This is a genomic window from Bacillus sp. VT 712, assembly GCF_001614195.1.
Lineage (GTDB): Bacteria > Bacillota > Bacilli > Bacillales > Bacillaceae_H > Priestia > Priestia flexa.
Window position 1 is genome coordinate 23,984 of the sequence record NZ_LWBK01000011.1, and the last position, 18,070, is coordinate 42,053.

15 protein-coding genes, 2 riboswitches and 1 other annotated feature are annotated in these 18,070 nt (G+C 37.1%); of the genes, 13 read left to right on the top strand and 2 right to left on the bottom strand.

Annotated elements, in window-relative coordinates; all coding sequences use genetic code 11:
* Positions 1-58: 58 nt before the first annotated feature.
* Positions 59-171, bottom strand: a riboswitch (TPP riboswitch).
* Positions 172-225: 54 nt separating this feature from the next.
* The gene (locus tag A2U94_RS07170; RefSeq protein WP_025908468.1) at positions 226-513 is read right to left on the bottom strand and encodes a hypothetical protein; all 288 of its coding nucleotides are present in this window, start codon (positions 511-513) and stop codon (positions 226-228) included.
* A gap of 173 nt (positions 514-686) precedes the next feature.
* Positions 687-929: a binding site (T-box leader), on the top strand.
* Between the two features lie 105 nt (positions 930-1,034).
* Here A2U94_RS07170 and brnQ point away from each other — a divergent pair.
* The 6 genes from brnQ to A2U94_RS07200 all read left to right on the top strand — a co-directional run bounded on the left by brnQ (position 1,035) and on the right by A2U94_RS07200 (position 8,016).
* Positions 1,035-2,375: a branched-chain amino acid transport system II carrier protein gene (gene brnQ / locus A2U94_RS07175; RefSeq protein WP_025908469.1), complete on the top strand. Its 1,341-nt coding sequence runs from the start codon at positions 1,035-1,037 to the stop codon at positions 2,373-2,375.
* Positions 2,376-2,523: 148 nt separating this feature from the next.
* Positions 2,524-3,348 carry an undecaprenyl-diphosphate phosphatase gene (locus A2U94_RS07180; RefSeq protein WP_025908470.1) on the top strand — a complete coding sequence of 275 codons (825 nt, stop codon included), beginning with the start codon at positions 2,524-2,526 and terminating at the stop codon, positions 3,346-3,348.
* Positions 3,349-3,519: 171 nt separating this feature from the next.
* Positions 3,520-3,666: riboswitch (cyclic di-AMP (ydaO/yuaA leader) on the top strand.
* Positions 3,667-3,762: 96 nt separating this feature from the next.
* Entirely contained in the window at positions 3,763-5,043 is a 1,281-nt protein-coding gene (gene gltT / locus A2U94_RS07185) for a glutamate/proton symporter GltT (protein WP_062954495.1), read from the top strand.
* Positions 5,044-5,279: 236 nt separating this feature from the next.
* Positions 5,280-6,311, top strand: a complete 1,032-nt coding sequence (gene ytvI, locus A2U94_RS07190; RefSeq protein WP_025908472.1) for a sporulation integral membrane protein YtvI — start codon at positions 5,280-5,282, stop codon at positions 6,309-6,311.
* A 242-nt stretch (positions 6,312-6,553) separates the two neighbouring features.
* Positions 6,554-7,144: a DedA family protein gene (locus A2U94_RS07195; RefSeq protein WP_062686546.1), complete on the top strand. Its 591-nt coding sequence runs from the start codon at positions 6,554-6,556 to the stop codon at positions 7,142-7,144.
* Between the two features lie 71 nt (positions 7,145-7,215).
* Positions 7,216-8,016 (top strand): EcsC family protein, encoded by an 801-nt coding sequence (locus tag A2U94_RS07200; protein ID WP_025908473.1) that lies wholly within the window; start codon positions 7,216-7,218, stop codon positions 8,014-8,016.
* 87 nt (positions 8,017-8,103) lie between these two features.
* On the opposite strand, the gene A2U94_RS07205 is transcribed toward A2U94_RS07200, so the two are convergent.
* Positions 8,104-9,552, bottom strand: a complete 1,449-nt coding sequence (locus A2U94_RS07205; protein WP_062954497.1) for a GntP family permease — start codon at positions 9,550-9,552, stop codon at positions 8,104-8,106.
* Positions 9,553-9,871: 319 nt separating this feature from the next.
* On the opposite strand from A2U94_RS07205, the gene A2U94_RS07210 reads away from it, so the two are divergent.
* From A2U94_RS07210 to A2U94_RS07245, 7 genes are all read left to right on the top strand, one after another.
* Positions 9,872-11,284, top strand: a complete 1,413-nt coding sequence (locus A2U94_RS07210) for a sigma-54 interaction domain-containing protein (RefSeq protein ID WP_025908475.1) — start codon at positions 9,872-9,874, stop codon at positions 11,282-11,284.
* A 412-nt stretch (positions 11,285-11,696) separates the two neighbouring features.
* Entirely contained in the window at positions 11,697-12,695 is a 999-nt protein-coding gene (gene bioB, locus A2U94_RS07220) for a biotin synthase BioB (protein WP_062686551.1), read from the top strand.
* A gap of 535 nt (positions 12,696-13,230) precedes the next feature.
* Entirely contained in the window at positions 13,231-13,818 is a 588-nt protein-coding gene (locus tag A2U94_RS07225) for a glycerol-3-phosphate responsive antiterminator (RefSeq protein ID WP_025908478.1), read from the top strand.
* 37 nt (positions 13,819-13,855) lie between these two features.
* On the top strand, positions 13,856-14,977 hold the full coding sequence (locus tag A2U94_RS07230; protein ID WP_025908479.1) for an ABC transporter ATP-binding protein: 1,122 nt from the start codon (positions 13,856-13,858) through the stop codon (positions 14,975-14,977).
* Positions 14,974-15,903, top strand: coding sequence for a carbohydrate ABC transporter permease (locus tag A2U94_RS07235; RefSeq protein ID WP_025908480.1), 930 nt, complete (start codon positions 14,974-14,976; stop codon positions 15,901-15,903). Before A2U94_RS07230 ends, A2U94_RS07235 begins: the two co-directional genes overlap by 4 nt.
* Entirely contained in the window at positions 15,900-16,712 is an 813-nt protein-coding gene (locus tag A2U94_RS07240; protein WP_061784707.1) for a carbohydrate ABC transporter permease, read from the top strand. The genes A2U94_RS07235 and A2U94_RS07240 overlap by 4 nt, the downstream gene beginning before the upstream one ends.
* A 13-nt stretch (positions 16,713-16,725) precedes the next feature.
* Positions 16,726-18,066, top strand: coding sequence for an ABC transporter substrate-binding protein (locus A2U94_RS07245; protein WP_062686553.1), 1,341 nt, complete (start codon positions 16,726-16,728; stop codon positions 18,064-18,066).
* Positions 18,067-18,070 lie beyond the last annotated feature (4 nt).

Sequence of the window (18,070 nt, forward strand, 5' to 3'; positions counted from 1 at the left end):
TCGGGCTCTATGTAAGAGCCCGATGGAATAGACAAAAAAGAAAACAGCATAAAACACCGTTCTTTCAAGACTACTTCCCTACGTTGGTATAACCCAAATCAGGTTCAGAGGGTTAAAGAGCACAATAACTCTTCTCTCAGTCTGTGTAATCAGACACCCCTAGTAGAAAATCATTTAATTGACGACTTCATTCTACCATCATTAGGGAAAAATGCAAGCGGTTATTTATCTTTTTGCTGCTTCAAATGCAATAACAATAGCGGTAATAATATGCATAACCATTCCCACAACTGGGATTACGCCGACAAATGATGTCACCATCCCCAAAATATTTCCGTAAGCTGAACGACCTTCTTTATGAGATAAAAATAGAGCAATTGCATGCAGGAAAAAAGCAAATACTAAAGGTCCCCATGAAAAGCTTATGATGAATGCACCACCAATTAGAGGAATACCTAAAAATGCTTCATACCCAGCCGTTAGCCATTTCATAACACGTACATTTCCGCTCATGTATAAGAGCCTCCTATTAAGTAATATAGTAGTATATACGAACGAATTAGCTAGAAGTTTCATTTTATAGACTGACTATTAATGGGAAAAAATATAATTGATAAAATATTTTAATTTTTGTATACAAATCTTAAAAGTTTTGTTAAAATATTTTTATTCAATTAAAACACCTTATAAATTCGTTGAAGAGAACGAGTAGGTTATGAAAACTGTTCCCCAGAGAGCTAACGTTTGCTGAAAGTTAGCGTACAGTTCCTAGCTGAAAATCATCTCTGAGAAAATATGCTGAAGCCTTATAGTAAGTATATTCGGACGTCCACCGTTAGAAGGAACACGTATGAACACGTACGTTGGCGAGTGCTGCTGTTTTTAGCAGAACGAGGGTGGTAACGCGAGAATTATATCTCGTCCCTTTTTAGGGACGGGATTTTTTTGTGTATAAAAAGGAGTGATTCGAGTGGAAAGTGATATTGACATTAGACAGAAAAATCAGAAATACAAACAATCTAGGAGGAACTCACATGAATGCTTTATCAAGAAAAGATACACTGTTTATTAGTTTAATGCTATTCTCATTATTTTTTGGAGCAGGAAACTTAATTTTCCCTCCATTTTTAGGACAGTCTGCTGGAAGTGAATTGTGGCCAGCTGTTACAGGCTTCATTTTATCGGCTGTGGGGCTACCAATCCTGGGTGTCATTGCTGTAGCAAAATCAAATGGTCTTCATTCATTAGCAAACCGAGTCCACCCAGTTTTCGCCGTTGTATTTACGGTCATGATTTACTTAGCAATTGGACCTTTTTTAGGAATCCCACGAGCAGGAAGCTTAGCATTTGAAATGGGCGTACAGCCTTTTTTACCTGAAGGAGTAAATGTAAAAGCCGCGCTGTTTGGATATACGTTTTGTTATTTTGCACTTGCTTACTGGTTAGCTTTAAAGCCTTCAAAGCTTGTTGACCGCTTTGGAAAAGTATTAACGCCAGTTTTATTAGTTCTTATTTCACTTATTTTTATTCGTGCCCTTTCTTATCCTTTTGAGCCGGCTGGTCAACCTGCAGGTAATTATGTCACAAAAGCATTCGCTACTGGATTTACCGATGGTTATGCGACCATGGATACAATCGCTGCGCTAAACTTTGGAATTGTCATTGCAATGGCTTTGAAGCAAAAAGGAATGACTAGTGCGAAAAGTATTATGTCATCATCCATTCGTGCAGGAGTAATTGCAGGAACGTTGCTAGCTATTATTTATCTTATGCTGGCATATTTAGGATCTGTTAGTCATGCCAATGCAGCAAATGGAGCAATAACGTTAACGAACATTGTATTTACGCTTTTTGGACCGTTCGGAGCTGTTCTATTAGGAGTTGTATTTACGCTAGCTTGTTTAACAACTTCTGTTGGATTATTAACCTCATGCAGTCAGTATTTTGAGCAATTAGTACCGAAAGTATCATATAAGGTTTGGGTTAGTACAATTGCCGTATTTAGTTTACTTGTTGCAAACTTAGGATTAACCATGATTCTAAAAATTTCAGTTCCAGTTTTAACAGCTATTTACCCTGTTGCTATTATGCTAATTGTTCTATCATTAACGAATTCTTTAATCAAAGGAAAGCAAGGTGTATATGCTTTATCTATTTTATTCGTTGGAATTGTAAGCGTAACGGACGCTTGTCTTCAGTCAGGGTTAAACTTAGGTGCTTGGGGGGAACTTGTAAAGACTTTGCCATTGTATAACACAGGATTTGGTTGGTTAGTACCAGCAATCGCTGGGGCTATGGGCGGTTATCTTCTTAGCTTATATAATCTAAAAGGTAAAGTAGTTCACTCAAAACAAGTTAAATCATATAGTAAATAAGATTGTCCATAAAAAAGCCCAAACTGGGCTTTTTTTGTTCTTCAAATAAAGATTGTGTTTTTATCAGCAAACAATTATGATAAAAAGCGAATATTCACGTTTGCTATGAAGATGAAAAAATTATGTAATCTTGAAAGGTAGAGTAAAAATGTGGGAAATTATTGTTGCGATTATTTTAGGAATTGTAGAAGGTCTAACTGAATTTGCGCCTGTATCATCGACCGGACACATGATTATTGTAGATGATTTATGGCTGAATTCAAAAGAGCTATTTTCACCAGAGGTTGCTAATACATTTAAGATTGTCATTCAATTAGGCTCGATCCTAGCCGTTGTTGTTTTGTTTAGAAATCGTTTTATTAATCTATTAGGGTTAAATCGTAAAAATGAGAAATATGAACAGGTAACAAATCGATTAAAACTTTCTCAAGTTATCGTTGGTTTGCTTCCGGCAGCTGTATTAGGATTCTTATTTGAAGATTTTATTGACAAGCATTTGTTCTCGTTGAACACGGTGTTAGTCAGCTTAATTGCAGGAGCAATTTTAATGATTATTGCAGACCGCTTTGCTTCAAGAATTCCAAAAACAGAAACGGTAGATCAAATGACTTATCGTCAAGCAATTGGTGTTGGATTATTTCAATGTATCGCTCTATGGCCAGGGTTTTCACGCTCTGGTGCTACGATTTCAGGTGGGGTACTTTTGGGTATGAGCCACCGAGCAGCTTCTGACTTTACTTTTATTATGGCTGTTCCTATCATGGCAGGAGCTAGTGGGTTATCATTAATCAAAAATTGGCAGTATTTCACAATTGATGCATTGCCTTTTTTCATTGCTGGTTTTATTAGTGCTTTCATTGTAGCGCTTGTTTCCATTCGCTTTTTCTTAAAATTAATTAATCGAATAAAATTGGTACCTTTTGCTATTTATCGTATTGTATTAGCAGTTGCTATTTATCTTGTATTCTTTTAAGAATGCTAAAACAGCCTTGGTTACATTTAGAGCCAAGGCTGTTTTATATTTTGGCATTTATATAGTTAAAAAGTTTTGAGTCATAAAAATAAATTGACAAGCTTTCGAAAAACAGATAAATTATTCTTATTGAATAAAATATTAATTCTGTATAATATTTCAGAAAAATAATTTAATAAGAAGCTTAGTCTACATTAGAGCGGGGGAACCACAAATTTGGTATATCATATGCCTTGGGGTGAATCTTTCCTGAGTGAAAGTAGGGTACTCTCAAACCCGAATCCGACAGTTAACCTCGTCTGCTTATTGAGAGAAAGAACATTGTCTTTTTGTCGACCATTCTTTCTTTTAGAATGGTCTTTTTTTAATTTTCAGAAAAAATAAAATCGCTTTACAACAGAGAGGAGAGCACATATGAAAAAATTGCGGTTTGGCATGGCAACACAAATTTTTGTTGGTTTAATTTTAGGTATTCTAGTTGGTGTTATTTGGTTTAATGATCCAAGAGTAGCAACGTATTTACAGCCTCTGGGCGACTTATTCTTACGCCTGATTAAAATGATTGTTATTCCAATTGTTATCTCAAGCTTAATTGTTGGTATTGCGGGCGCTGGTAACGGCAAGCAAGTAGGCCGATTAGGTGCTAAGACTATCATTTACTTTGAAGTCATCACAACGTTTGCAATCATTATAGGTGTTTTATTGGCTAATGCTTTCCAACCAGGTGTAGGAGTGGACATTGAATCTGCACAAAAGACTGATATTAACCAGTACGTAGAGACAAGTGAAGAACAAAGTGAGAAATCCGTTGCAGAAACGTTCCTTCATATTGTTCCAACGAACTTCTTCCAATCATTAGTGGAAGGTGACATGTTAGCCATCATCTTTTTCTCCGTGTTATTTGGATTAGGTGTAGCAGCTATTGGGGATCGTGGAAAGCCTGTTTTACAATTTTTTGACGGCGTTTCTCATGCGATGTTCCATGTTGTTAACATGATGATGAAAGTTGCTCCTATCGGGGTCTTTGCTCTCATTGGTGTAACTGTTTCTAAGTTTGGTTTAGAATCATTAATGTCTCTAGCGAAACTTGTTATTCTAGTTCACGCTGGTTTACTGTTCTTCTTAATTGTGGTTTTAGGAGCGGTTGCGAAATGGGCTGGTGTAAATATCTTTACATTAATGCGTTATTTAAAAGATGAATTGCTGTTAGCATATAGCACATCAAGTTCAGAAACGGTATTACCGCGTATTATGGGCAAATTAGAAAAAATGGGATGTCCAAAAGCTATTGTATCGTTTGTTATCCCAATTGGTTATACGTTTAACTTAGATGGATCTGTGCTGTATCAAGCAATTGCCGCTATTTTCTTGGCACAGGTTTATGGAATTGACTTAACCATTGTCGAACAGCTAACGCTAATCCTAGTGCTTATGATTACTTCAAAAGGGATGGCAGCCGTTCCAGGAACATCATTTGTTGTATTATTAGCAACGTTGGGTACGATTGGAATTCCAGCCGAAGGTCTTGCATTCATTGCCGGTGTGGACCGAATTATGGATATGGCTCGTACAGTTGTAAACTTAATGGGTAACACAATTGCAGGAATTGTTATGTCTAAGTCTGAAGGCAAGTACAATCCTATAAAAGCTAATGAAGTGATGAAACAGTCGAGAGAGGCAAAAGCAGCTAGCTAATGTATCTTCTAATCTCGTAACAATGCTTAATGCATAAGGCTACTTACCGGTTCTATTTTTATGAACAGGTAAGTAGCTTTTTTGATAATTTTTTGATTAGTTCTTTATTAATAAAGAAATTAAACCTATAATTATAGTAGGTAACAACAGATATGTTTTTAAATAAACAAGCTGAGCGTGCTCTAGTATGTGGCATGTGAGTGAATTTAGGAAGAAAGCGTGGGAGGCATTTACATATGTGGAAGAAGCGCATAGCAATTATTGTATCGATTATTGCAGCTTGTTTTTTAATTCCTTATAGCTTACCAATTGTCTTTGCATTATTAACAGCAATTGTTCTAGAAGGTCTTATTCAAAAGTTGCAGCATTCTTTGAAGTTTAGTCGAATCTATGCTGTATTAGTAGCGTTTTTATTATATGTTGTATCCATAACATTAATTGGTTTCTTTATTATTCGTACAATTGTAACGCAAGTAGTGGCTCTCTCAAAAGTTACGCCTTCTTTTGTAAAAGAGCTTTATGAAACAACAATTTATCCTAACATTATTAAGTGGAAGTATTATTCAAACGCTCTTCCTACAGAAGTCATTTCATCCATTGAAAACGCAATCGAAAGCACCATTAATTCATTGGATACACTATTAAAAGGAACCGTTGAGTTAATTATTAGCTTTGCTGCAACCGTTCCAGGCTTCCTGCTAGAATTTCTGATTTATTTAGTTGCTTTAGTATTCATTAGCTTAGAGCTACCGAACATAAAAGAAAAAGTAAAATCGTTTTTAACAGATGAAACGAAATATAAAACAAAGATTGTTATTACGCAATTAATGCAAGCAGGTGTTGGCTTCATTAAAGCTCAGATTGTATTGAGTCTTTTAACATTTGTGATGGCTTATGTTGGGCTATGGCTATTAAATGTTCCGTACACGGCTTTATTGAGTCTTTTAATCGTTATCGTTGATATTCTACCAATTCTAGGAACAGGTTCCGTTCTAGTTCCATGGGGAATATTTGCTTTAACTCAAGGTCAAGACTCGTTGGCAATTGGTCTATTTATTTTATTTGGGGTGATTACCGTCGTTCGAAGAGTTGTAGAACCAAAAGTTTTTTCAACAAACATGGGGATTTCTCCTTTAGCTGCGTTAATTAGCCTGTATATTGGATTTAAATTGCTAGGGTTTGTGGGGCTGTTTTTAGGTCCAGCTCTTGTCATCTTATATGATGCGCTTCGAAAAGTTGGCGTCATCCAAATTAACTTTAAAATTTAGGAGACTGAGACATAAGTAGTTCAGTCCTTACTATACCTGAACGATTGAGAGTTCATAACTTTTAATCGTTCAGGTTTTTTGTTGGGATTTTTTACAGAACGACTCGTTAATTCGTTAGATTGACAGCATTCGTTCTTTTTTTACTTTTCAATTAAAGGGGATTAATATACAATTATGACTTGTGAAGCTTTAAAATATCACGTTTTGTTATAGAGCAGTAAGTTAACTAAGGAGGAAGTCGTTTGTTAGAAACAATTGTTTTATCACTAGTAGAAGCGCTTAAGCAACTTTCGTATTTCGGCGTTATCTTAGCGCTAACGTTTGAATTTGTCCCAGCAGAGCTAGTCTTACCACTCGTAGGATATTGGGTATATCAAGGTGACATGAACCTTTATTTAGCTATTTTAGCGGGAACAGTTGGAGGCGTGTTTGGACCATTAACACTTTATGCTCTTGGTCGCTATGGTGGGCGTCCACTTGTCTTAAAATATGGAAAGTATTTTCTAGTAAAAGAAAAGGAAATCGATGCAGCAGATCGATTTTTTAATAAATATGGGGCAGGAGTAGCCTTTTTTGGTCGCTTTATTCCTGGAGTACGTACAGCCATCTCGCTTCCTTGCGGAATGGCAAAAATGAACGTTTGGCAATTTTCCATTTACACGTTTGTAGCGATGTTACCAATTACTGCCCTTTACGTATATCTGGGTTATAAGTTAGGCCCACAATGGGAAGATGTTGGACCTATTGTATCTCAATATATGCAGCCGATTGGAATTGGACTATTAGTTATCATTGTTATTTTCTTTATGTTTAAATATGTGAAAAAGAAATAAAAAGCATAAGGGAAAAGAGAGCGTCCAGCAAATAAGTTGTCTGGGCGCTTTATGTAGAAAGGGGAAAGCATGTGGAAACGACTGAACAGCTGGCTAAAGAATTAAAGAAGATTGAAAAGTGGGAAAAAAGTCAAAAGGGACTATTCTTTTGGGAAAAGCTGCTTCGCTTACCTTTTGCAGCGCTTGATAAAGTCACGCCTAGGTTTATCCACGAAAAAATAGAAAAGCTTCTTGACGAGGTTGCTAAGTACATTGATAACGGAGGCCAATATTTAGCTAATACTTCCGCTACGTTAGAAAAAGCATCTAAACGTTTAAAAGAAAAAGATTTAACATTAACGGATATTCAGCAGTTATCTATTCAAGAAATGGATGAGTTAGCAAATGCCTTTGTGGAGGCACGTCAAAAAAATGCTAAAATTCAAGGTGCTACGACTGGAATTGGTGGTATCTTCACGCTGGCTATTGATGTACCGTTTGTACTAGGGCTAACTTTAAAAACGCTACAAGAAGTAGCCGTTTCCTATGGATACGACCCGACAAAACAAGAAGAGCGTGTGTTTATGGTAAAGTGCATGCAGTTCTTATCCTCTGACATTGTAGGTAAGCGAGCAATTTTAGAAGAGCTATCAGAAGGAAAGCGAGAACAAAGCTTATCGCAGCTTCAAGGTTGGAGAGAGGTATTTACGACTTATCGAGATAACTGGGGATGGAAAAAGCTTTTTCAAATGATTCCTATAGCAGGTATGATCTTCGGTGCTTATGTAAATAAGCAGGCGATTGGAGACATTGGAGAAATAGGGACGATGCTTTATCGTAAACGCCGCATCTTAGAACGATTAGAACAAGAAAAGAATTTACAAGAGTCATAATAAGACATTTCCTGCGAAATAACATTATTTCTAGGGAAATATGTCGATAAAAAAGCATCCTTGCTACTAAGAAGGATGCTTTTTACCTTAAACAATACCGAAGAAAGTGTAAAGTGCAATGATGACAAAAACCGCTAGCGTTTTAATGATCGTAATTGCAAAAATATCTCGATATGCTTGACGGTGAGTCAAACCTGTTACTGCAAGAAGCGTAATAACAGCACCGTTATGTGGAAGTGTATCCATACCGCCTGATGCCATCGAAATAACGCGGTGCATTACTTCAGGTGGTATATTAAACTGATTAATTGCCGCTAAATACTTTTCTGACATAGCGCTTAATGCAATTCCCATACCGCCTGATGCAGAACCAGTTATACCAGCCAATGTTGTTGTAGTCACAGCACCGTTAACAAGTGGATTTGTAAATGTCTCGGAAATTCCTTTACTAATAACACCAAAGCCTGGAAGAGCAGCAATAACGCCTCCAAAACCATATTCAGCACCCGTGTTCATAGAAGCTAACAATGCCCCGCTGATACTGGTGTTAAGACCTGCTTGAAAGTTTACTTTTATCTTTTTCCAATCATACAGTAGTGTCGCAATAATCCCTACTACTAGAGCCATTTGAACTGACCAAATAGCAAGTACAGATGAAAGCTCAACTTTTCCAAAGGAGTCAAGACCAATGGCAGTAAAATCAAAGCCATTTGGATACCAAACAGGCAAAGCCATTGTAAATACTTTATTCATAACACCTACTAAAATGAGTGGTACAAACGCTAAGATTTGACGAGGCAAGGTTGGTTTTTCACTTTTCGTACTTGTTTCTTCTTCTCCCGTTGTTACATCATTTTCTAGCTTCTCAGCTGCAGCTGCGGTTTCGTGGTCAAAGCCGTAGTACCCTTCACCAGCAGCTTCTGCTTTTTTACGACGAGCTTCTAAATACTTCATCCCTACAAGTAAGACGAAAATGGCTCCAATAATACCGAGCATCGGTGCAGCATAAATATCAGTTTTGAAGAAAGTAGTTGGAATAACGTTTTGAATCTGTGGAGTACCTGGTAAAGCATCCATTGTAAACGTAAAGGCACCTAATGCAATCGTTCCTGGAATAAGCCTTTTAGGAATATTGGCTTCTCGAAATAGATTCGCTGCAAATGGATAGATAGCAAAAACAACAACAAATAAGCTAACTCCACTATAAGTTAGAACCGCTCCCATGATGACAATAGCTAAAATTGCACGCTTTGCACCAACAACTTGTACAATTGTTTTAGCAATCGTTTCAGCCAACCCTGACATTTCAACGACTTTACCAAAAATAGCCCCGAGTAAGAAAACGGGAAAATAAAGCTTGATAAATCCTACCATCTTTTCCATAAAAATATTTGAAAAGAAAGGTAATACATAGCTTGGCTCAGTTAGCACAACAGCAAAAAGTGCACAGATCGGTGCAAATAAAATAACTGAAAATCCGCGATATGCGACAAACATTAAAAGACTAAGTGATAAAAGGATAATAACTAGTTCCATTTCAAATCCCCCCTATAGCGTTCTTTATTTTATTAAATCGATATAATCCTCCTTTTATTTTTTAAAAAAATGTAAGCGTTTACTTAATGAAATATATTTGCAAGATTTGTGCCAACTTCTAAAAATCAGACAATAATAAACAAAGTCTGGATATTTGAATAGAAATATAGAGAAGTATAATTTTCATTTCCGAAAAACCGGAATATGAGAGATGTTTACTTCCGCAAATCCGGAAAAAATCCGTTTTTCCGGAATGAAAACAATTGTACAAGGAGAATTTGGTATAATAGATAGTAGAAGCGTGTACATAGGAGGAGCGATGGTGGCTAATAAAAATCGAATTCCTGATAAATGGTTTGAAGAGATTTTAAATGTAGCAACAGAATGGATCGTTGTAGTAAATGTTCAGGGTGAAATCCTTTATATAAATAAAGCTTACTGTGAGTTTTTACATACGACTGTTGAACAAGCAATTGGACGCTCTGTTCAAGAAGTGATTGAAAACTCAAGAATGCATATTGTGACTCAAACAGGCCAAGCAGAAGTAGCTAGCATTCATTTTATTAAAGGGAATGAGATGATTGCAAATAGATATCCTTTATATGTAGACAATGAATTAGTTGGAGCTGTGGGAACGGTAATGTTTCGGAATGCTAAAGATTGGCTAGCTTATTCTGAAAAAATACAGCCTCTATTAGAAGAATTAAATTATTATAAGAAAAAACTTGAGCACGAATCGGAAAGTAAATATAGTTTTCAAGATCTTATTGGAGACAATGAAAGGTTTCTCTTGGCTAAACAGTTAGCTGAAAGAGTGGCCAACAGTAAATCTGCTGTTTTGTTATTAGGAGAATCTGGGACTGGGAAAGAATTATTTGCTCACGCAATTCACCAAGCGAGTTCGCGGTGCTTCTTTCCGCTTGTTCGAGTCAACTGTGCATCTATTCCTCAGCAACTTTTAGAATCTGAACTGTTTGGGTATGAAGAAGGTGCGTTTACAGGTGCTCGTAGAGGAGGGAAAAAAGGAAAATTTGAGCTAGCTCATAGAGGTACAATCTTTTTAGATGAAGTAGGTGATATGCCTCTTCAAATGCAAAGCAAGCTGCTGCGTGTGGTACAAGAGAAAGAGCTAGAACGAGTTGGGGGTCAAAAAACCATCGATATTGATGTGCGAATTATTGCCGCTACCCATCGAAATTTAGAAGAAATGGTGGAAAAGGGTGAGTTTCGAGAAGATTTATATTATCGCTTGAATGTTATTAAAGTTGATATCCCACCTCTTCGCGAGCGAAAAGAAGATTTACCTGAAATTGCTTATGTGCTGTTAAAAAAACTAGAGCGGCACTTTCATCGCCCTAATCTCAAATTATCAAACGAGGTGTTACAGCAGTTACAAAAGCATTCGTGGCCTGGCAATATACGTGAATTAGAAAATGTATTGGAGAGAGCTGTTAATATTTTAGATGGTCAAACTATTCTCTTATCTCATTTACCTTTATATCTTCAAGACCTTGAAGGAGGCAATCAAGATATAAAAAAAGAAAGCAAAGGCTTAGTGATGACAGAAAAGGATGAGGTCCCATCATTAAAGGACGTGGTGGCACAAGCCGAAAAAGAAGCAATCGTAAAAGCTTTAAAAAGTACGAATGGAAACAAACAGCAAGCAGCTAAGCTCTTAGAAATTGGTAAAACAAGCTTTTATGATAAATGTAAGCGATATGGAATTGATTAAAAGCATGATGCGCATAAATCATCATGCTTGTTTTGTTTAAAGCAAAAAAGTACTTTTATTTCGTTAGTTATTTACCATTGAGAGAAAGTGGTTTTACACATAAAAAATTTGCGGTATTTGTATCCAAATCAATCAATTCAATCACCTATTATTCAATGGCACGAAAATGAAAGTGCAGAAAATGCCTCACTCTATTTAATTAACACATTATTTGCAGTTCCGCATGTTAGTATTAACTTAAAGCACTTAAGCTATGAACACTCTCAGCTATTATCTTATTGGATTACATTTTGGAAGAGTCATAGCAACCTTCTAAATGTTAACTTATTAATATATTTTGTTGACATTTATCTATGGTAAATGTTAACTTTTATTTTATATAGATTAACATATTTAGAGGGAGGGGATTGCCATGAAAGCAGCCTATATAAAGGATTGGGGAAAACTAGCTAATCAGGTTATTGAAGAAGGATACACCCTAACAAAAGAAGAAGCTCATCAAATACTAACTGTTCCAGATGAACAAATTTTAAACATTATGAATGCCGCTTATCAAATTAGGCACCATTACTATGGACGGAAAGTAAAGTTAAATATGATTATTAATACAAAGTCGGGACTGTGTCCGGAAGACTGTGGTTACTGTTCACAGTCTATTATTTCAGAGGCACCAATTGATAAATATGCTTGGTTAACACAAGAAAAAATCGTTGAAGGTGCATTTGAAGCAAAGCGCCGTAAAGCGGGTACATACTGTATTGTTGCATCAGGACGTCGTCCGACGGATAGAGAAGTAGAGCACGTTATTGGTGCTGTAAAACAGATTCGTGAAGAAACGGATTTGAAGATTTGCGCCTGTTTAGGGTTTTTAAATGATGATCAAGCCTCTAGGCTAGTAGATGCAGGCGTACATCGCTACAACCATAACTTGAACACACACGCTGATCATTATGATGAAATTTGTTCTACACATAGTTATGACGATCGAGTTGATACCGTGCAAAAGTCAAAACAAGCCGGATTATCTCCTTGCTCAGGTGCTATTTTTGGAATGGGTGAGACGGAGGAGCAGCGAGTAGATATAGCTTTTGAGATAAATAGGTTAGATGCAGACTCTATTCCGTGTAATTTCCTAGTTTCAGTGCCAGGCACACCGTTAGAGAATCAAAAATCCCTTACTCCGATGCAGTGTTTAAAAATTTTAGCGATGATGAGATTTGTAAATCCGACAAAGGAAATTCGTATTTCCGGCGGCCGAGAAATTAACCTTCGCTCGTTACAACCATTAGGGCTATTTGCGGCTAACTCGATTTTTGTTGGAGATTATTTAACAACAGAAGGACAAGAGCCAACGTCAGATTGGCAGCTGATTGAAGACTTAGGGTTTGAGATTGAAGAGTGTGCACTATAAAAAGTAGAGGCTGGGACATAAGTAATTCAGCTAATGATAAACCTGAACGATTGAGAGTTTCTCACTTTTAATCGTTCAGGTTTTTTGGTTGTGAAAACAATGTTGGAAACAGGGTGGAATGGAGCGTAGGACACTCGACTCCTGCGGGAAAGAGAGGGAAAACGGAGATCCCGCAGCGCAGCGAGGAAGCTCAGGTTCCTCCCCGCGGAAAGCGAGTGGCCGTAGCGCAATGGAACGAGCGTGTTCAGACAAACCAAAAAGATTGGAACAGCTAGTGTTCGTCTCTTAGAAGCAATCATTTTGTTATGTCCCAAACTCTCTTTTTTTTGTTTACAAAACATCTATTCCATCTTTACAAAACTATACACTTTCTTCACAGTGGCTTTATATAGACAAGCTAACATAATAACTGTGAAAGACAAGTGAATAGATAACCGGTTATGAATAAGAGAAGCCATGAAAAAAACAATAGAATGAAAGATCTATCCGTTTTTTTATGGCTTTTTTATTTACTTTATCTGAGGTGATTGTACGCATGGATAGAATAAATGAATTCGAATTTTATTTAAATAGAGATCGAATGATTGCATCCGTTAAAACGCCGAAAAGTCTAGAGCTCTTTTTAGAATCAGAAGTGAAAGCGGCTTTTCTTCTTACAGGTAACATTAGCGTCATTAAAAGGTATGTAGAGCTATTAAAGGAACATGACCGCTTTGTGTTTTTACATTTGGAGAAGATAAAGGGAATTAGTTATGACAAAGAGGGTCTCAAATTTATTGCAAAGTTCGTAAAGCCTACCGGAATTGTGACAACAAAGAGTTCTCTAATCCAGCTTGCGAAAAAAGAAGGTTTGATTGCTATTCAGCGTTTGTTTTTAGTGGATACCGACGCGGTAGCAAACGGGCTGAAAGTGGTTGAAGAAATCCAGCCAGATGCTCTTGAAATTATGCCAGCTTTAATACCCGAAATGATTGAAAAGTTAAAAGTAAAAACCTCGTGTCCACTCATTACAGGAGGGCTCATTCAAAATCAACGACATATCGATCAAGCATTACAAAGTGGAGCAGTAGCAGTATCGACAGGTAGAAATTGGTTATGGAAGACACAAAATAGTCATGAATAATTGTCTAGGTCCGTAAAGTAAAAAAGGGAGTGATGATATGAAGAGAGTACAACTGCAAAATTTTAAAAAATCATATGATCAAAAAACAAATGTCATTAGCGATATCAACGTCACCATTGAAGCAGGAGAATTTTTCGTCTTGGTTGGACCATCTGGATGTGGAAAAAGCACGATGCTCCGCATGATTGCTGGACTTGAAGAAATTACAGAAGGAAATTTGTTTATTGGAGAAGAAAAAGCAAATGGCTTGTTACCAAGTCAGCGCAACTTATCAATGGTATTTCAAAATTATGCGTTATATCCGCATTTAACCGTAGAACAAAACATCACCTTTGGATTGCATACAAAGAAGATATCTAAAATAGAGCAAAGAAAGCGCTGTCAAGAAGCTGCTGAGCTTTTGGGGCTTGACCAACTTTTGAATCGTAAACCAAAACAGCTTTCTGGTGGACAGCGTCAGCGTGTTGCGCTAGCACGAGCAATTGTTACGCAGGCACCCATATGTTTAATGGATGAACCATTATCAAATCTAGATGCAAAGCTTCGTGCCAAAATGAGGTCCGAAATTCGGCAGCTTCAGCGCAAGCTAGGTATCACAATGATTTATGTAACACATGATCAAACAGAAGCTATGACAATGGCAGACCGCATGATGATTTTAAACGGTGGACATATCCAACAGGTAGGAAAGCCTTTAGATATTTATAATTCACCTAACAATACGTTCGTTGCTTCATTTATTGGAGGGCCTCCTATGAATCTAGCAACGGTACAGGTGCATTCACATCAGCTGGTCTTTGAACAGGGCCAGTCACTTTCATACCCCATGTCTATTGAATTGATGACGGAATACAAAGATTTAATCGTTGGGGTAAGACCAGAAAAAGTGAAGCTGGCAAAAGGGGAAGAGCCAAGTCTGTTAGTAAAGGTTGTAAACGTAGAAATCTTAGGAACGGAAACACTAATTACTTTTACAGTTGGTTCAACTGAACAATGGGTTGCAAGATGGAATGGTCAATGGAACATTGCTGTCGGTGATGAGATTCCGATTTATATTGATCCGAAAGATATCTTTTTATTTCACTCTGAAACCGGTGAATGCGTGCATCAAGATACAAAGCATATTACGTCACATACGGTTGAGGAGGAGTTAGCATGAGTGCTATACCAAAGCTATCAAATGCTGAGGTGATACAACAAAAGCCTGCTTCTCGAGAACGTTCATCGTTGTTAGAAGGCTTAATTTACTTATTGCCGTCTATCCTTTTATTTGGCGTGTTTCTTTTCTATCCTATGCTTCGCACGCTGTATTTAAGCCTATTTATAACAGATAGTCAAGGTGTTCCCATAAGGTTTATAGGGGTGGATAACTTTGTGAATTTACTATCGAACCCTAATTTCTTACAAAGTATGAAAGCTACCTTTTTATTTGTTTTATACACGGTCCCCATTGGGATTATTATCGCTTTATTTTTAGCTTTAATCGCCAATGAAAAGTTAAAAGGAATTGGCTTTTTTCGCACGATGTTTTCATCGACAATGGGTATGAGCGTAGCGGCATCATCTGTTATTTGGATGTTTATGTACAATCCGGCCATTGGCATTATAAATAAAGTCCTCAATACGGTAGGGGTTCAAGGAGTTCAATGGCTGCTTGATCCAAAGTTTTCGCTTATTGCAGTTTCGATTTCAACCATTTGGATGAACGTTGGTTTTACATTTTTAATTTTGCTTGGTGGGTTGCAAAATATCGATGAAAAGCTATATGAAAACGCACAAATTGCAGGGGTAAGTTATTGGTATCAACTAAGGAAAATCACAATTCCAATGCTATCTCCAACACTCTTTTTTATCATTACCGTTTCGTTTATTAACGCGTTTCAAACCTTTGGGCAAATCGACATTTTAACCAAAGGAGGTCCGACAGATTCAACAAACGTAATCGTGTACTCTATCTATAAAGATGCCTTTATCAATTATAATGTTGGATCTGCAAGTGCACAGGCCGTTATCTTATTCTTTTGCATTCTGCTTTTAACCGTCCTTCAATTTAAACTAGGCGAAAGGAAGGTTCACTATCAATGAGCAAAATCAGAAAGTTTATCACGTATACGTTGCTAATTATATCGACTTTCATTATCGTATTTCCCATTCTATACGCTTTTTCCATCAGCTTTATGACCGGGGCACAAGTACTAGAAGGAAAGATTTTACCAACTTCCTTTACGTTCGATAATTACAGAGCGGCCTTTGAGCGAGTTCCGCTTTTAAACTATTTAGTTAACAGTTTTATCGTATCCATTTCAGTTATGTTTGGTCAGATTATTGTTTCCAGTCTTGCTGCTTTTGCTTTTGTGTTTATCTCATTTAAAGGGAGAGAAGCATTATTTTTTCTCTTTATCTCCACGATGATGATACCGTGGGAAGCGACGATGGTTCCAAATTTTTTAACTGTTCAAAAGCTTGGTTGGTTAAATAGCCATCTTAGCTTAACGATTCCGTTTTTTGCTTTAGCGTTTGGAACGTTTTTATTACGACAACAGTTTAAGACAATCCCTCATGAACTGTATGAAGCTTCTCAAGTTGCTGGAATTAGTCGATTCCGATTTTTTTGGAAGGTCGTACTACCAGTTTCAAAGACGAGCTTAGTTACATTAGGAGTCTATAGCTTTTTAACGACTTGGAACATGTACTTGTGGCCACTTCTTGTTACCAACACTGAAGAGGCACGAACAGTACAAATTGGTTTAAAGCAAATGCAAACACAAGAGATTTCAACTGATTGGGGGGTGGTGATGGCAGCGGTTGTTGTGGTGATTTTACCGACATTATTACTTCTATTCTTAGGTCAAAAACGACTTCAAAAAGGTCTTACACAAGGTGCAATTAAATAAGGGAGTGACAGTGATGAAAAAATGGTTAGCAATACTTAGTGCTTGTATGTTAATGCTTGTTGCAGCGTGTTCAAACTCGAGTAGTGGTTCTGAAGTACAAGAAACAAAGAAAACAGAGGATGGTAAAACAGAAGTTGTCTTTTGGCATGCGATGAGTGGTGACTTAGAAAAAGTTTTAAATACGATGGTAGACGATTACAATAAATCACAGGATGAAGTAGAAGTAAAACCAATGTTTCAAGGAACGTATGAAGAGTCATTAACAAAATTCAACACGGTAGCAGGCACAAAAGATGCGCCTGCTGTTATGCAAACATTTGAAGTAGGAACAAAATATATGATTGATAGCGGGAAAATTCAGCCTGTTCAGAAGTTTATTGATGAAGAAAACTATGATACCTCTCAGTGGGAACAAAATATTTCAAGCTACTATCAAGTAGATAGTGAACAGTATTCAATGCCTTTTAATTCGTCAACGCCTGTTCTTGTTTATAACAAAGATGCATTTAAAGAAGCTGGGTTAGATCCTGAAAAAGCACCAACGACTTATGATGAGCTACAAAAAGCAGCAGAAAAATTAACAAAGAAAAAAGGAAATCAAACAACGCAGTACGGGTTCTCTATTTTAAATTATGGTTGGTTTTTTGAAGAGCTAGTAGCTGCACAAGGCGGTTTGTATGTTGATAATGAAAACGGACGCAACGGTAACGCTGAGAAAGCAGTATTTAATGGAAAAGAAGGGTTAAACGCTTTTAATCTGATTTCAGATATGTATAACGACGGTACTTTTTATAATGTAGGTCAGAATTGGGATGACATTCGAGCCGCGTTCCAATCGAAGAAAGTTGCGATGTTCTTAGATTCATCAGCAGGTGTCAAAACGTTGATTGATAATGCGCCGTTCGAAGTGGGGGTAGCCTATTTACCAGTTCCAAAAGAAGAAGATCGCCAAGGTGTTATTATTGGGGGAGCTTCTTTATGGATGTCGAATGGAATCAGTGAAGAAACGCAAAAGGCAACATGGGATTTTATGAAATATCTTGCAACACCTGAAGCTCAGGCAAAATGGCATGTAGAAACAGGGTATTTTGCTATTAATCCAAAAGCATACGAGCAAGATATTGTAAAAAAGGAATGGGAGAAATATCCTCAATTAAAAGTAACGGTTGACCAATTGAGCCAGACAAAGCCGTCTCCAGCAACACAAGGTGCGCTGATTTCTGTTTTCCCAGAATCTCGTCAGAAAATTGTATCGGGGATGGAAAGTTTATATCAGGGTGTTAAACCACAAGAAGCTTTAGATCGAGCAGCAGAAGAGACCAATCGTTCTCTTGAAGCAGCGAATCAAAAATAAGAAA

Coding starts and splice junctions, on each gene's coding strand:
- A2U94_RS07170 (WP_025908468.1), bottom strand. CDS start 513: ATGAGCGGAAATGTACGTGTTATGAAATGGCTAACGGCTGGGTATGAA.
- brnQ (WP_025908469.1), top strand. CDS start 1,035: ATGAATGCTTTATCAAGAAAAGATACACTGTTTATTAGTTTAATGCTA.
- A2U94_RS07180 (WP_025908470.1), top strand. CDS start 2,524: ATGTGGGAAATTATTGTTGCGATTATTTTAGGAATTGTAGAAGGTCTA.
- gltT (WP_062954495.1), top strand. CDS start 3,763: ATGAAAAAATTGCGGTTTGGCATGGCAACACAAATTTTTGTTGGTTTA.
- ytvI (WP_025908472.1), top strand. CDS start 5,280: ATGTGGAAGAAGCGCATAGCAATTATTGTATCGATTATTGCAGCTTGT.
- A2U94_RS07205 (WP_062954497.1), bottom strand. CDS start 9,552: ATGGAACTAGTTATTATCCTTTTATCACTTAGTCTTTTAATGTTTGTC.
- A2U94_RS07210 (WP_025908475.1), top strand. CDS start 9,872: ATGGTGGCTAATAAAAATCGAATTCCTGATAAATGGTTTGAAGAGATT.
- bioB (WP_062686551.1), top strand. CDS start 11,697: ATGAAAGCAGCCTATATAAAGGATTGGGGAAAACTAGCTAATCAGGTT.
- A2U94_RS07225 (WP_025908478.1), top strand. CDS start 13,231: ATGGATAGAATAAATGAATTCGAATTTTATTTAAATAGAGATCGAATG.
- A2U94_RS07230 (WP_025908479.1), top strand. CDS start 13,856: ATGAAGAGAGTACAACTGCAAAATTTTAAAAAATCATATGATCAAAAA.
- A2U94_RS07235 (WP_025908480.1), top strand. CDS start 14,974: ATGAGTGCTATACCAAAGCTATCAAATGCTGAGGTGATACAACAAAAG.
- A2U94_RS07240 (WP_061784707.1), top strand. CDS start 15,900: ATGAGCAAAATCAGAAAGTTTATCACGTATACGTTGCTAATTATATCG.
- A2U94_RS07245 (WP_062686553.1), top strand. CDS start 16,726: ATGAAAAAATGGTTAGCAATACTTAGTGCTTGTATGTTAATGCTTGTT.